Origin of the sequence: Azospirillum lipoferum 4B, from assembly GCF_000283655.1 — a bacterium.
GTDB classification, from domain to species: domain Bacteria; phylum Pseudomonadota; class Alphaproteobacteria; order Azospirillales; family Azospirillaceae; genus Azospirillum; species Azospirillum lipoferum_C.
Genome location: NC_016622.1, coordinates 1721755 through 1734596, shown reverse-complemented (window position 1 = coordinate 1734596; position 12842 = coordinate 1721755). Strand labels below are relative to the sequence as shown.

Below are 12842 nucleotides of genomic sequence, written 5' to 3'. Positions count from 1 at the left end.
CGCTGCGCAGATCCCGCACGTCCACAATCGGTGTGGCCGGGCCGGATGCCGGGGGTGCGATGTTCGACCAAGTGATTCATGTGATCGGCGAGCTGCGGGTGCTGAGCGCGATGGGCCTGCTCGCCCTGTCTTTCATACTGCCGCTGACGATCTTCATCGGCCGCAGCAACATCAAGAATGTGCGGCAGAAGATCATCGCCGATCTGGAATCGGTTTTCCGCATCGAGGGGTGCGATCATGACCAGCTGATCCCGTCCTTCGAATTCGCCGCCTACAAATACCGCGCCCTGCCTCAGGGACCCGACAACACGCATCCATCGGAATGGCGGGCCTATTTCTTTCCTGTCCTCGTCTTCATCATGGTGTCCTTCAGCGGTTTCCTGACCTCCAGCGGCATGCTGCTGGGCAAGGACCGGCTGGACCATTTTCAGCCGCTGTTCAGCGGGATGACGCTGTACGGTGTCGACGGGGTGACGCCGATCGATCTTGTGCACTACCAGCTTCAGACCGTGGCGGTGCTGTCCTTCACCTTCTTCGGCGCTTATGTCTGGTCGATCGACTATCTGATCCGCCGCATCTCCAACTATGATTTGTCGCCGATTTCCTTCCTGCGGGTGACCGGTCATATCATCCTGGCCTGCGTCACCTCGGTCACCCTGCATCACGGCTATATGGATCTTGCACAAATGGCGCCGGAGGGGGCGGTCGGCGACCGGGTGCCGGAGCTGATCGTGGCATTCCTGATCGGCTTCTTTCCCAGGCTCGGCTTGCAGACCCTGCTCAGCCGGGTGCCGCAGCTGCAGGTGCGGCGGATCGATCCCCGGGCGCAGGGATTCGTCCGCGAATATCCGATCGACATGATCCTGGGGATCGATTCGTCCATCAAATTCCGGCTGGCCGAGTTCGAGATCGAGGATGTGCAGAACCTTGCCACCGCGAATCCGATCCTGCTGTTTGTCGAGACGCCCTATGGCATCTACGAGACGATGGATTGGGTGGCGCAGGCCCAGCTGATCCTGGCGCTCGACCTCGATCAGATCGAGGCGCTGCGCGTCGTCAATGTCCGCACCATCTTCGACATCGAACGCTTCATGGCGCGGCCGGAGTCGCAGCCCCGGCTGGTTCAGGCGCTGAACTGCCCCAAGACCGACGGCAAGGGCACGGTGCTGCTGGCCGACCGCGGCATCACGCTGGAGAATCTGGAGTCGGTGGTGCAGGCCATCGGCGAGGATCTGCATGTGCAGCGGCTGCGTCAGATCTGGCGCAACATCGAACTGAAGCTCAGCCTCGACCTGCCGCAGGTGAACCGCGACCGTGCGCTGCTGAATGCCGGGCGGCTGCCGCGGACTCCGGGTCCGGTCCGGGATATCGCAGTCAACGACACTGACAGCGGCCGCGAACCGCCGGAAACCGGGCCGGAGCTTGTCCGGCCGGCGGTTCCCGCCGAGTAATCGGCCTTGACAAGTTCCGGGGTTTTTCTATAGTCCCACCCTCTCGCTGCCCCGCCGGGGTGGCGGGTAACATTGTGCGTTCCCGGGTCCGGCCTTGTGCCGGGCGGGATTTGCTCGGTGTGTAGGCGGCCCGACGGGCTGCCGTTGAGATATCGAGACTGAGGAGAGTAGCGTGGCGCGTATCGCTGGCGTCAACATCCCCGCGCAGAAGCGCGTGGAGATCGGGTTGACCTACATCCATGGCATCGGCCCCTTCAAGGCCAAGGAAATCTGCGCGAAGCTGGACATCCCGGCCGAGCGTCGCGTGAACGAGCTGACGGACGACGAAGTCCTGAAGATCCGCGAGACCATCGACGCCGACTACCGCGTCGAGGGCGATCTTCGTCGTGAAGTCGCCATGAACATCAAGCGTCTGATGGACCTGGGCTGCTACCGTGGCCTGCGTCACCGCAAGGGCCTGCCGGTCCGCGGCCAGCGCACCCATACGAACGCCCGCACCCGCAAGGGTCCGGCCAAGCCGATCGCCGGCAAGAAGAAGTAAGAGGACGAACGCAAAATGGCCAAGCCCTCCGCCGCTTCTCAGCGCCTGCGTCGTCGCGAGCGCAAGAACATCACCGCCGGCGTCGCTCATGTGAACGCCTCGTTCAACAACACGATGATCACCATCACCGACGCGCAGGGCAACACCATTGCCTGGTCGTCGTCGGGCACCATGGGCTTCAAGGGTTCGCGCAAGTCGACCCCCTACGCCGCCCAGGTCGCTGCCGAGGACGCCGGCCGCAAGGCCCAGGAGCACGGCATGAAGACCCTGGAAGTCGAAGTGAAGGGTCCGGGTTCGGGGCGTGAGTCCGCCCTGCGCGCCCTGCAGTCGATCGGCTTCCAGATCACGTCGATCCGCGACGTCACGCCGATCCCGCACAACGGCGTTCGCCCGCCGAAGAAGCGTCGCGTCTAAGTCCAGTACCGTTTCCGCACCCGCGGGGACCAGCCATTCCGGGACAGGGGGCCGCAGCCATCGCGGTCCCCTCAGCATGGGAATGGTTCGGACCCCGCGGGTTCGTGTTCACCCGATGGCATCTTGAGGTCGATCCGTGCTTCAGAAGAACTTGCAGGAACTGATTAAGCCGAGCAAGCTGGACATCCAGCCCGGTGACGACGCCGACCGCTTCGCGACCGTGGTCGCCGAACCGCTGGAACGCGGCTTCGGTCTGACGCTGGGCAACGCGCTGCGCCGCATCCTGCTCTCCTCGCTGCAGGGTGCCGCCGTCACCTCGATCCACATCGACGGCGTGCTGCACGAGTTCTCGTCGATCCCCGGCGTCCGCGAGGACGTGACCGACATCGTCCTGAACATCAAGACGATGGGTCTGCGCATGGGCGGCGACGGCCCGAAGCGCATGCGCCTGCGCGCCGAAGGCCCGGGCGAGGTCAAGGCCGGCATGATCGAGACCGGTCCCGACATCCAGGTCATGGATCCGGAACTGGTCATCTGCACGCTGGACAACGGCGCGCGGCTGAACATGGAACTGACGGTCGAGACCGGCAAGGGCTATGTCCCGGCCAGCCAGAACCGTCCGGAAGACGCGCCCATCGGCCTGATCCCGATCGACGCCCTGTTCTCGCCCGTCCGCAAGGTGTCCTACAAGGTCGACAATGCCCGCGTCGGGCAGGTCACCGACTATGACCGCCTGTCGATGACGGTGGAGACCAACGGTTCGGTCAAGCCGGACGACGCGGTGGCGCTCGCCGCCCGCATCCTGCAGGACCAGCTGCAGCTCTTCATCAACTTCGAGGAGCCGACGCACGCCGTCTCCGAGGAGAAGCACGAGGAGGTTCCGTTCAACAAGAACCTGCTCCGCAAGGTGGACGAGCTGGAACTGTCGGTCCGTTCGGCCAACTGCCTCAAGAACGACAACATCGTCTACATCGGCGACCTGGTGCAGAAGACGGAGGCGGAAATGCTCCGCACCCCGAACTTCGGCCGCAAGTCGCTGAACGAGATCAAGGAAGTGCTGTCCCAGATGGGCCTGCACCTCGGTATGGAAATCCCGAACTGGCCGCCGGAGAACATCGAAGAGCTGGCCAAGCGTCTGGAAGAGCCGTACTAAGCATCTCGCGTTTTCTGCGCCCTTTCCGTCTTTCGGCCGGGAAGGGCGCATTTCCCAGGGCCGCCACGGCCCGACCCCGCAGCCGTACCAGCGTTTCGACTGGGCGGCGGGGTTCACGATCGGCTCCCCGAGGGGGGCCAAGCCATGAAGGAGGACCGCCATGCGTCACGGCGTTTCGGGACGTAAGTTCAGCAAGACCAGCAGCCACCGCAAGGCCATGTTCTCGAACATGGCGAACGCGGTGATCAAGCACGAGCAGATCACCACCACCCTGCCGAAGGCGAAGGACCTGCGTCCGATCGTCGACAAGCTGATCACGCTCGGCAAGAAGGGTGGCTTGGCCAACCGCCGTCTGGCTTTCGCCCAGCTGCGCGACAACGAGACGGTCACCAAGCTGTTCACCGTTCTGGCGGACCGCTACAAGGACCGTCAGGGTGGCTACAGCCGCGTCCTGAAGGCCGGCTTCCGCTATGGCGACGCCGCCGACATGGCCGTGTTCGAGCTGGTCGACCGCGACGTCTCCGCCAAGGGCCAGAACTCCGGCCCGACGCAGGATGTCGCCGAGGCCGAAGGCGAGACCGCCGAGTAACATGACCGGGCATCGCGCCGGTTATCCTGACCGTGCGGCATCGGGTCCCAGGACCCCGTGTTGCACGGGACGGAACCGCCGATATCGGTGATATATTAGACCCTTCCTTCGGGCCACCCCCCGAAGGAGGGGTTTTCTCTTATGTGGCCGGTCGAATGTTGCGTTCTCTTTACACGCGCCTTCAGCGCCTCTCCGCCCGCGACGATGCCGTTTGGTGGATGTCGGCGATTTCCTTCGCCGAAAGCTCCTTCTTCCCGTTGCCGCCGGACGTGATGCTGGTGCCGATGTGCCTGGAGAAGCCCAAGAAGCTGTGGTTCTACACCAACATCTGCGCGCTGGCGTCGCTGCTGGGCGGGCTGCTTGGCTATGCGCTGGGCTTCTATCTGTTCGAGAGCGTCGGACGGATGATCATCGACTTCTACAATGCGCAGGAGTCGTTCCAGCATTTCCAGGAAATGTTCGCCGAGTTCGGCCCCTGGTTCCTGATCCTGAAGGGGGTGACGCCGATCCCCTACAAGCTGCTGACGATCACCGCCGGATTCGCCCATCTCGACCTGACGGTCTTCATCCTCTGTTCGATCGTCGCGCGCTTCTCGCGCTTCTACATGATCGCCATCCTGCTGCATTTCTACGGGCCGCAGGTTCAGGAGATCATCGAGAAGCGCCTGATGCTGGTGGCCACCGTCCTGCTCGTCGTCGTGGTCGGCGGCCTGCTCAGCTTCAAGTTCGTCTGATCGGGAGCGCCCGATCAGTCCGGCATGCCCTGGTCCTGGCGGTTGCGCCGGGACGGGGGCAGGGCGTCGCGGTCGGCGCGGTCGCGGCGCACGATCATGACGATGGCGACCGCCACGAACAGCCCGCCCAGCATCGGGATGATCATCTCGGCCATGCCGATGTTGGGCAATGCCAGCACGCGCGATCCCAGCATGACGAGACCGAGGACGAGCAGCGCCAGCAGCAGCCGCAGGGAGCGGTTGCGCGGCGGGTTGCGTGTTGATCTGCCGTCCGATTCCGGTGTCATTTCAGTCATTCCCTTCTTGATGCGGTTGTCGGCATAGTGGGGGGCGAACGGGGGATGGTCCAGAGGGGTGTGGCATTCCGCCATGCCCGCGGCCGTCCTCACAACAAGAAGAATAGGAGCCGTCGTGGCTATGTTCCGTCCGGTCCGTCTCATTGCCCCGCTGGTGGCCGTCGCCCTGCTCGGCCTGTCGGCCTGCGCCGACCGTCCGTCCGACCGCCCGGCCGCTTCGGGTCCGGCGCCCACCGTCACCGTCGTGCCCGGCCCGTCGACCCCGCGTGGCGGCGCCGACGATCAGTCGCTGCGCCTGGACAACGGCAGCGGGGCCGGTGCCGGCGCCTCCTGCCAGGCCCAGTGCGAGCGCAGCCACAATGTCTGCATGGATTCGGTGGCTGCGCGCAACCAGGGCGGCATCGACCGTACGGAGTCGACCCCCTTCAGCCCGACCGACAACTGCGGCTTCCAGCTGAAGCAGTGCTACCAGCGCTGCACCGCGGCCCGCTGAGGCACCTGCCATGGCGAAACGCGGCGAGTCGGGCGAGGGTGCCGGCCTGTTCGAGTCGGCGGCTCCCCGCCCGCTCGCCGACCGGCTGCGCCCGCGCACGCTGGACGAGGTGGTCGGACAGGACCATCTGCTGAAGCCCGACGGGCCGCTCGGCCGCATGGTCGCGGCGCGGCGGCTGGCCTCCATGATCCTGTGGGGGCCGCCCGGCTGCGGCAAGACCACCATCGCCCGCCTGCTGGCCCACAGCACCGACCTGCATTTCGAACCCTTGTCGGCGGTCTTCTCCGGCGTCGCCGACCTGCGCAAGGTCTTCGACGCCGCCCGCGCCCGGCGGGTGGCGGGGCAGGGGACCCTGCTGTTCATCGACGAGATCCATCGCTTCAACCGGTCGCAGCAGGACGGCTTCCTGCCCTTCGTCGAGGACGGCACCGTCACGCTGGTCGGCGCCACCACCGAGAATCCGTCCTTCGAGCTGAACGCGGCCTTGCTGTCGCGGGCCCAGGTGTTCGTGCTGAACCGGCTGGACGATGCGGCGCTGGAAAAGCTGCTGTCGCGGGCGGAGGTGGAGATGGGCCGCCCGCTGCCGCTGGACGCCGATGCGCGCGCCGCGGTGAAGGCGATGGCGGACGGCGACGGCCGCTTCTGCCTGAACCTGTGCGAGGAGCTGTTCGCGCTGCCCGGCGAGACGGTGCTGGACACCAACGCGCTTGCCGCCACCATCCAGCGCCGCGCCCCGCTGTACGACAAGGCGCAGGAGGGGCATTACAACCTCATCAGCGCCCTGCACAAATCGCTGCGCGGATCGGACACCGATGCGGCGCTCTATTGGTACAGCCGCATGCTGGATGGCGGCGAGGATCCGCGCTACATCGCCCGCCGGCTGACCCGCTTCGCGGTGGAGGATATCGGGCTGGCCGATCCCAACGCCCTGACCCAGGCCATCGCCGCCTGGGAAGCCTATGAGCGGCTCGGCAGCCCGGAAGGCGAGTTGGCGCTGGCGCAGCTGGTGATCTATCTGGGGACGGCGCCGAAGTCGAATGCCGGCTATACCGCCTACAAGGCGTCGGTGCGCGCGGCGAAGGAAACCGGCTCGCTGATGCCGCCCAAGCATATCCTGAACGCGCCGACCAAGCTGATGAAGACCATCGGCTACGGCAAGGGCTATGAGTACGACCACGACACCGCGGAGGGGTTCTCCGGCCAGAACTACTTCCCCGAGGGGATGGCACGGCGCGAATTCTATCAGCCGGTGGAGCGGGGATTCGAGCGCGACCTGCGCAAGCGGCTCGATTATTGGGCCAAGCTGCGCGAGCGGCGGGGGGAGGAGTAGGGGGGCTGCGTCTTGCCGCGTTAGACCCCCACCTTAATCCTCCCCCGCTGGGTGGGGGAGGAGACTGCCGCCGCTCTCCCAAATAGGCACTTATCCCCTCTCCCACCAAAGGTGGGGGAGGGTTAGGGAGGGGGCCGGGTACTCTTGTAAACCCTTGATTCTTGGCGGAAACGTTACGCCGCCATCCCGCCCTGCGGTGCCGATGCGATCAGGCGGTAGTGGCTGGTGTCGGCCAGGACCGAGCAGCTCAGGGTCTTGGATACGCCATCGTCTTCGGTGCTGACGACGCGGGCGTGGGGAATGCCCAGCAGGTTGACCGTCGCCGTCACCCGCCAACCGCGGCCGCCGGCCGTGCCAACCGGTTGGAAAACCTGCCCGATCTGGACATGCTTCTTGCTCATGACGGATAAACCCTCGGACGGCGGCCCGTCCTCCAGGAGGGGACAGGTCGGCCTGTTGCACAAAACTCAACCCACAGTTAAGCGCAGCAACGAGTCGCGATCAACAGGGAAACCGCGGTTTTTCCATCCGGTGCGATGACATGGGTATGATTGTCACGGGCCGGCGCCCGTTCAGCAGCCCGATTTGGGCAGCGCCTCGATCTTCTCCAGCACGGCGTTGACGGTGAAATCGCCATAGTCGATCTGCATGGACTCGGCGATGCCGTTCTCCAGCAGGCGCAGGCTCATCTCATATTCCGGCTGCGCGGAATCGCTCTGCAGGGGGAAGAAGGCCATGCGGACGGGCCAGGATTTGCCCACCTTCAGCAGAGGATCCTTGCCGGCTTCCTTCGGGGCGCCCGGCTTGCCGGCGACGGTCGACACCTCGGTCGGCCCCTCGGCGTCCGATCCGTCGAAGATGGTGCGGGTGAAGAAGGGTTCGTTCCGCTCGGCATGGTCGAGGATCGCCAGCGTGTGGGCGGTGGGGAACATGGTGCCGGCCGGCAGCTCCATCTCCTGCGGTTCCGGCTTGGTGAACTGGGCGCTGCCAGCGCCGTCGGCCTGGAGGTTCGCCTCGCCGCGCACCTCCTCGTCCAGCTCGCCGTTCACCAGCTTGCGGACGTTGAAGCGGTAGCGCAGGCCGTTCTTCGCCTCCCAGGTCGTGTAGTTGGTGTTCATCGCCATGTCGTCGCCCTCGCTGTAGACGAAGCGCAGCTGGAAGCGCTGCTCCGTCGTCCAGCCGTCGCAGGCGTCGGCCCATTCGAACATCATGCGGCCGCGGACGTCGCTGACCTTCGACCCGTTGCGTGCCGATCCCAGCGACATGGCGTAGATCGCCCGGTGCGGCTGGATCTTGGCCGCGACAGCCGCCATGGAGGTGGCGGCCGGCTGTGCCAGGACGGGAGTGGCCGCGAGGAGCGCACCGGCGGTGACGGTGGCGGCGAGGACCGTGCCGACGGTCGCCGGCAGGGCAGAGAGACGGTCGAGCAAGACGGGATCCACAGGTGATTGACGGCTCTGGGTGAAGTATGGGTGTTTTCGCCGCGGTCCGAAAGACCCGCCACCCTCAATTCCTAATCAATGGAAGGGAACAGCCGGAATGACAAGCCCTGCCGAGACCCCGCCGGACACCGCCGCCCGTCCGGTGGTGCTGCTGACCCGCCGCCTTCCCGATGCGGTGGAGGCGCGGGCGTCGCGCGATTACCGGGCGGTCCTCAACCCGGAAGACCGGGCGTTCAGCGGGGCTGAGATCGCCGCCCGCGCCGCGGAGGCGGGGGCCGACGCCGTTCTGTGCTGTGCCGGCGACCGGCTCGACGCCGCCGCCATCGCCGCCCTGCCGGAGCGGGTGCGGGTGCTGGCGACCTTCTCCGTCGGGACCGACCACATCGACCTGGAGGCGGCGCGCGCCCGCGGCCTGACCGTCACCAACACGCCCGACGTGCTGACCGACGCCACCGCCGACATCGCCCTGCTTCTCCTGCTGGGTGCGGCGCGCCGCGCGTCGGAGGGGGAACGGATGATCCGGGCGAATGCCTGGACCGGCTGGACCCCGACCCAGCTGATGGGAACCCATGTCGGGGCCAAGCGGTTGGGCATCGTCGGGATGGGCCGCATCGGTCAGGCGGTGGCGGCCCGCGCCCGCGCCTTCGGCATGGCGATCCACTACAGCAACCGCCGCCGCCTGCCCCCGGAGCTGGAGCTGGGCGCCACCTACCACGCCGACCCGGAGGAGATGCTGCCGGTCTGCGATGTGCTGTCGCTCCACTTCCCCGCCACGGTGGAAACCCGCCATTGGCTGAATACCGAGCGGATCGGGCGGCTGCCGCCGGGGGCCATCCTGGTCAACACCGCCCGCGGCAGCGTGGTGGACGACGCCGCGGTGATCGCCGCGCTGAAGAGCGGACGGTTGGCGGCGGCCGGGCTCGACGTGTTCGAGAACGAGCCGAACCTGCATCCCGGCTATCGCGACCTGCCCAACGCCTTCCTGCTTCCGCATCTGGGCAGCGCCACGGTGGAGACGCGCAACGCCATGGGCTTCAAGGCCCTGGACAACATCGACGCGGTGATGGCCGGCCGGCCGGCGCCCGACCGGGTGGTGTAAGCCACCGCGACCGGACAGTGCCGAACGGTGCCCGGCAGGGATTTCCTGCCTCCAACGGGCGGCGCTGGGCAGAAGATGCCGGCCGGGTGGGAAAGACTCTCCATGCCCGGCCGGTGATCGGCAGGCACAATTCTCCGCCGATCGATAAAATGCTTGATATCTCCGGGGTGCGCCGGGTTGGCACGGTGGTTGCTTATATGAGGTCGAAGTGTTCCGACCTTCATCAGAGGAGCCGACCCCATGAACGCCATCGTCGCCGCCCTGGACCTGAAGCATCACGCCTCCGACCGTTTCGACGTGCCGGTGGGCTGGTCGCCGGTCGCGCTGGCTTCGCGCGTCGGGCTTCTGCGGGGGACCGAGCGCCAGACGCTGGACGAGACGATCGCGCTGCTCTCCGAGGCCAAGGAGACGATCGCCGAGTTGCAGGAGCGCATCGCCTACCTCGAAAGCCTGACGATGACGGACGAGCTGACCGGCCTCTTGAACCGGCGCGGCTTCTACAGCCACTTCCGCCGCGAACTGGCGTCGGCCCGCCGCAACGGGTCCGCCGGCGGCCTGCTGGTCATGATCGACCTGGACGGGTTCAAGGCGATCAACGACACCCACGGCCATGTCGCCGGCGACGCCTATCTGCGGCAGGTCGCGCGCATGATCGTCGGCAATGTCCGCCAGGAGGACGTGGTTGCCCGGCTGGGCGGCGACGAGTTCGCCGTGCTGCTGACCAACACCGATACCGCCACCGGCCTCGCCCGCGCCCGCCAGCTGGCGGCCATCGCCGACGCCACCCATGTGGAATGGGGCGGGCACAGCCTGCCGGTCCGCTTCTCCGTCGGTACCCAGCCCTATGGTGCCGAGGACAGCGAGGACGAGGTGATGCGCCGCGCCGACGCCATGATGTACGGCGCCAAGGGTGCCCGCCGCCGCGACGCCAAGCGCCGGACCAAGCGGGTTGCCTGACAAAACAATCTCTTTTGCGTCCGATCGGCTCCTCAAGCCCCTCTCCCCTTGTGGGAGAGGGGTTGGGGTGAGGGGGGCGCGAACTGATACTTCCGCCGGCCTTGTGGCCGGCCGCACCCCTCATCCCAACCCTTCTCCCGCAAGGGGAGAAGGGCATCTCCGTCGGAAATCGATACTCCAACTCGAAATGCCATAACTCTGCAGCGTTGGAGACCCCGCTTTTACCTGATCATTGCTGTACCAAAGCCGCCCGCGCCCCGACGCGGGCGGCTTCTTGCCATCCGGACAGGGCGATGGACAGCCTCAGGGAAGACGTCCATTGGCCGGCTAACGACTATTTAACCGTCGCGACCTATTCAGAAAGGGGGTATACCGGAGTGCAATGCCGCACGGATTCCCGCTGCCCGACGGTCGAATGACGGGCGCAACCGGGTTTCGGACGGCGTGAGGGCGGGGGCCAGTCTCAGGGGAGGATGCATGTCAGCGGAGCCGGGCGGTCCATCCTTGGCCGGTGGTAAGCCGACGAAGACCGTCCTCATCGTCGAGGACAACGAGCTGAACATGAAGCTCTTTCATGACCTGCTCGAAGCGCACGGCTACGACACGCTGCAAACCCGCGACGGCATGGATGCGATGCGGCTGGCCCGGCAGCACCGTCCCGACCTGATCCTGATGGACATCCAACTGCCCGAAGTGTCGGGGCTGGAGGTCACCCGCTGGATCAAGGACGATCCGGACCTGAAATCGATCCCCGTCGTCGCTGTCACCGCCTTCGCGATGAAGGGTGACGAGGAGAAGATCCGTCAGGGCGGATGCGAGGATTATGTGGCGAAGCCCATTTCAGTCGTGAAGTTTCTCGAGACCGTCAAGAAGTTTCTTGGGTGAGTCGGTTTTCTCTGTAGCAATTCTGCAGGAATTTACCTTCCAATGTCCGCGCGTGTCCTTGTCGTCGATGACGTCCTGCCCAATGTGAAGCTGCTCGCGGCGAAACTGACGCGCGAGTACTTCAATGTGCTGACGGCGTACAACGGGCCGGACGCGCTGGAGATGGTGCGGCGGGAATCGCCGGACATCGTCCTGCTGGATGTGATGATGCCGGGCATGGACGGCTTCGAGGTTTGCGAGAAGATCCGCTCCGATCCCGCCACCATGCACATCCCCGTGGTGATGGTGACGGCGCTGTCCGACATCGCCGACCGCGTGCGCGGGCTGGAGGCCGGCGCCGACGATTTCCTGACCAAGCCGGTGAATGACATCGCGCTGTTCGCGCGCGTGCGCTCGCTGGTCCGCCTGAAGATGATGATGGACGAATGGCGCCTGCGCGAAAGCACGTCCGGCCAGTTCGGCGTCATCGAACGCAGCGGCACCATGCTGAGCGAATCCTTCGAGCACGCAACCGTGCTGGTGCTGGAGGATTCCATGCTCGACCTGGAGAAGGTGACGGAGACGCTGCGGCGCGACCACAACACGGTGATGTCGGCCGACACCTGCGCCAAGGCGCTGGAGCGCGCGCTGGGCAGCGAGCTGGACCTCGTGGTGGTCAGTCTGACCCTGCTGAACGAGGATGGGCTGCGGCTCTGTTCGCAGCTGCGCTCGCACGAGCGGACGCGGCAGGTGCCGATCCTGCTGATGGTGGACGAGGGCGATCTGGCGCAGGTGGCCAAAGGGCTGGAACTCGGCGCCAACGACTATGTCGTCAAGCCGGTCGACCGGAACGAGCTGCTGGCCCGCGCCCGCACCCAGATCCGGCGCAAGCGCTACCAGGAACGGCTGCGCTCCAATTACGAGCAGAGCCTGTCGATGGCGCTGACCGACAGCCTGACCGGCGTCTTCAACCGCCGTTACGTCAACGCCCATCTGCCGCGGTTGCTGGAGCGCGCCATCGACAGCCACAAGCCGGTGTCGGTGCTGATGTTCGACATCGACCACTTCAAGGTCGTGAACGACACCTATGGCCACACCATCGGCGACGAGGTGCTGCGCGAGGTGTCGACGCGCGCCAGCCGCAACCTGCGCACCTTCGATCTCGTCGCCCGGCTGGGCGGCGAGGAGTTCGTGGTCATCCTGCCGGACACCGACGGGGAGGCCGCGCTGATCGTCGCCGAGCGCCTGCGCTCGCGCATCGCCGACACCCCTTTCGCCGTGTCGGCCGACCGCGGCGAGATCAACGTGACCGTCTCAATCGGAATCTCCATCGGCGGCCGGCTGGGCGACACCGCCGAGGGACTGATCCGCCGCGCCGACGAGGCGCTGTACGAGGCGAAGCGGTCGGGCCGCAATTGCGTCATCGCCGACGCGCGCGCCGATCGGGTGGAGGGGTAAGGGGACGGGACATCCGCACCC

15 protein-coding genes are annotated in these 12842 nt (G+C 66.1%); 12 read left to right on the top strand and 3 right to left on the bottom strand.

The genetic code is table 11. The annotated features are described in order from the left end of the window. The first annotated feature begins 59 nt into the window (after window positions 1–59). The 6 genes from AZOLI_RS08060 to AZOLI_RS08035 all read left to right on the top strand — a co-directional run bounded on the left by AZOLI_RS08060 (window position 60) and on the right by AZOLI_RS08035 (window position 4882). Complete coding sequence (locus AZOLI_RS08060; protein WP_014248114.1) at window positions 60–1451, top strand: hypothetical protein; 1392 nt, start codon at window positions 60–62, stop codon at window positions 1449–1451. Window positions 1452–1623: 172 nt separating this feature from the next. Beyond that, window positions 1624–1992: a 30S ribosomal protein S13 gene (rpsM, locus tag AZOLI_RS08055; RefSeq protein ID WP_014248113.1), complete on the top strand. Its 369-nt coding sequence runs from the start codon at window positions 1624–1626 to the stop codon at window positions 1990–1992. Between the two features lie 15 nt (window positions 1993–2007). Further along, window positions 2008–2406: a 30S ribosomal protein S11 gene (gene rpsK / locus AZOLI_RS08050; protein WP_012974490.1), complete on the top strand. Its 399-nt coding sequence runs from the start codon at window positions 2008–2010 to the stop codon at window positions 2404–2406. 136 nt (window positions 2407–2542) lie between these two features. Then, window positions 2543–3559, top strand: a complete 1017-nt coding sequence (locus AZOLI_RS08045; protein ID WP_014248112.1) for a DNA-directed RNA polymerase subunit alpha — start codon at window positions 2543–2545, stop codon at window positions 3557–3559. Between the two features lie 160 nt (window positions 3560–3719). Next, window positions 3720–4148: a 50S ribosomal protein L17 gene (rplQ, locus tag AZOLI_RS08040; protein WP_014248111.1), complete on the top strand. Its 429-nt coding sequence runs from the start codon at window positions 3720–3722 to the stop codon at window positions 4146–4148. A gap of 218 nt (window positions 4149–4366) precedes the next feature. Then, window positions 4367–4882, top strand: a complete 516-nt coding sequence (locus AZOLI_RS08035) for a YqaA family protein (RefSeq protein WP_244442459.1) — start codon at window positions 4367–4369, stop codon at window positions 4880–4882. Window positions 4883–4896: 14 nt separating this feature from the next. Here the strand turns inward: AZOLI_RS08035 and AZOLI_RS08030 are convergent, their stop codons facing one another. Next, window positions 4897–5253, bottom strand: coding sequence for a hypothetical protein (locus AZOLI_RS08030; RefSeq protein ID WP_014248109.1), 357 nt, complete (start codon window positions 5251–5253; stop codon window positions 4897–4899). Window positions 5254–5299: 46 nt separating this feature from the next. Between AZOLI_RS08030 and AZOLI_RS32965 the strand changes: the two genes are divergently transcribed. Continuing rightward, a complete protein-coding gene (locus AZOLI_RS32965; RefSeq protein ID WP_014248108.1) occupies window positions 5300–5671 on the top strand; it encodes a hypothetical protein in 372 nt (123 codons plus the stop codon). 10 nt (window positions 5672–5681) lie between these two features. Further along, entirely contained in the window at window positions 5682–7001 is a 1320-nt protein-coding gene (locus AZOLI_RS08020) for a replication-associated recombination protein A (RefSeq protein ID WP_014248107.1), read from the top strand. Window positions 7002–7174: 173 nt separating this feature from the next. Here AZOLI_RS08020 and AZOLI_RS08015 read toward each other — a convergent pair whose 3' ends face one another. Beyond that, a complete protein-coding gene (locus AZOLI_RS08015) occupies window positions 7175–7402 on the bottom strand; it encodes a hypothetical protein (RefSeq protein ID WP_014248106.1) in 228 nt (75 codons plus the stop codon). A gap of 171 nt (window positions 7403–7573) precedes the next feature. Beyond that, window positions 7574–8431 (bottom strand): cell envelope integrity EipB family protein, encoded by an 858-nt coding sequence (locus AZOLI_RS08010; protein WP_014248105.1) that lies wholly within the window; start codon window positions 8429–8431, stop codon window positions 7574–7576. A gap of 109 nt (window positions 8432–8540) precedes the next feature. Here AZOLI_RS08010 and AZOLI_RS08005 point away from each other — a divergent pair, with 109 nt between their 5' ends. The 4 genes from AZOLI_RS08005 to AZOLI_RS07990 all read left to right on the top strand — a co-directional run bounded on the left by AZOLI_RS08005 (window position 8541) and on the right by AZOLI_RS07990 (window position 12821). Beyond that, complete coding sequence (locus AZOLI_RS08005) at window positions 8541–9542, top strand: 2-hydroxyacid dehydrogenase (RefSeq protein ID WP_014248104.1); 1002 nt, start codon at window positions 8541–8543, stop codon at window positions 9540–9542. Window positions 9543–9782: 240 nt separating this feature from the next. Beyond that, the gene (locus AZOLI_RS08000) at window positions 9783–10499 is read left to right on the top strand and encodes a GGDEF domain-containing protein (protein WP_014248103.1); all 717 of its coding nucleotides are present in this window, start codon (window positions 9783–9785) and stop codon (window positions 10497–10499) included. Between the two features lie 477 nt (window positions 10500–10976). After that, window positions 10977–11384, top strand: coding sequence for a response regulator (locus tag AZOLI_RS07995; RefSeq protein WP_014248102.1), 408 nt, complete (start codon window positions 10977–10979; stop codon window positions 11382–11384). Between the two features lie 42 nt (window positions 11385–11426). After that, window positions 11427–12821: a PleD family two-component system response regulator gene (locus AZOLI_RS07990; RefSeq protein ID WP_014248101.1), complete on the top strand. Its 1395-nt coding sequence runs from the start codon at window positions 11427–11429 to the stop codon at window positions 12819–12821. Window positions 12822–12842 lie beyond the last annotated feature (21 nt).

Coding starts and splice junctions, on each gene's coding strand:
- AZOLI_RS08060 (WP_014248114.1), top strand. CDS start 60: ATGTTCGACCAAGTGATTCATGTGATCGGCGAGCTGCGGGTGCTGAGC.
- rpsK (WP_012974490.1), top strand. CDS start 2,008: ATGGCCAAGCCCTCCGCCGCTTCTCAGCGCCTGCGTCGTCGCGAGCGC.
- rplQ (WP_014248111.1), top strand. CDS start 3,720: ATGCGTCACGGCGTTTCGGGACGTAAGTTCAGCAAGACCAGCAGCCAC.
- AZOLI_RS08035 (WP_244442459.1), top strand. CDS start 4,367: ATGTCGGCGATTTCCTTCGCCGAAAGCTCCTTCTTCCCGTTGCCGCCG.
- AZOLI_RS08030 (WP_014248109.1), bottom strand. CDS start 5,253: ATGGCGGAATGCCACACCCCTCTGGACCATCCCCCGTTCGCCCCCCAC.
- AZOLI_RS32965 (WP_014248108.1), top strand. CDS start 5,300: ATGTTCCGTCCGGTCCGTCTCATTGCCCCGCTGGTGGCCGTCGCCCTG.
- AZOLI_RS08020 (WP_014248107.1), top strand. CDS start 5,682: ATGGCGAAACGCGGCGAGTCGGGCGAGGGTGCCGGCCTGTTCGAGTCG.
- AZOLI_RS08015 (WP_014248106.1), bottom strand. CDS start 7,402: ATGAGCAAGAAGCATGTCCAGATCGGGCAGGTTTTCCAACCGGTTGGC.
- AZOLI_RS08005 (WP_014248104.1), top strand. CDS start 8,541: ATGACAAGCCCTGCCGAGACCCCGCCGGACACCGCCGCCCGTCCGGTG.
- AZOLI_RS08000 (WP_014248103.1), top strand. CDS start 9,783: ATGAACGCCATCGTCGCCGCCCTGGACCTGAAGCATCACGCCTCCGAC.
- AZOLI_RS07995 (WP_014248102.1), top strand. CDS start 10,977: ATGTCAGCGGAGCCGGGCGGTCCATCCTTGGCCGGTGGTAAGCCGACG.
- AZOLI_RS07990 (WP_014248101.1), top strand. CDS start 11,427: ATGTCCGCGCGTGTCCTTGTCGTCGATGACGTCCTGCCCAATGTGAAG.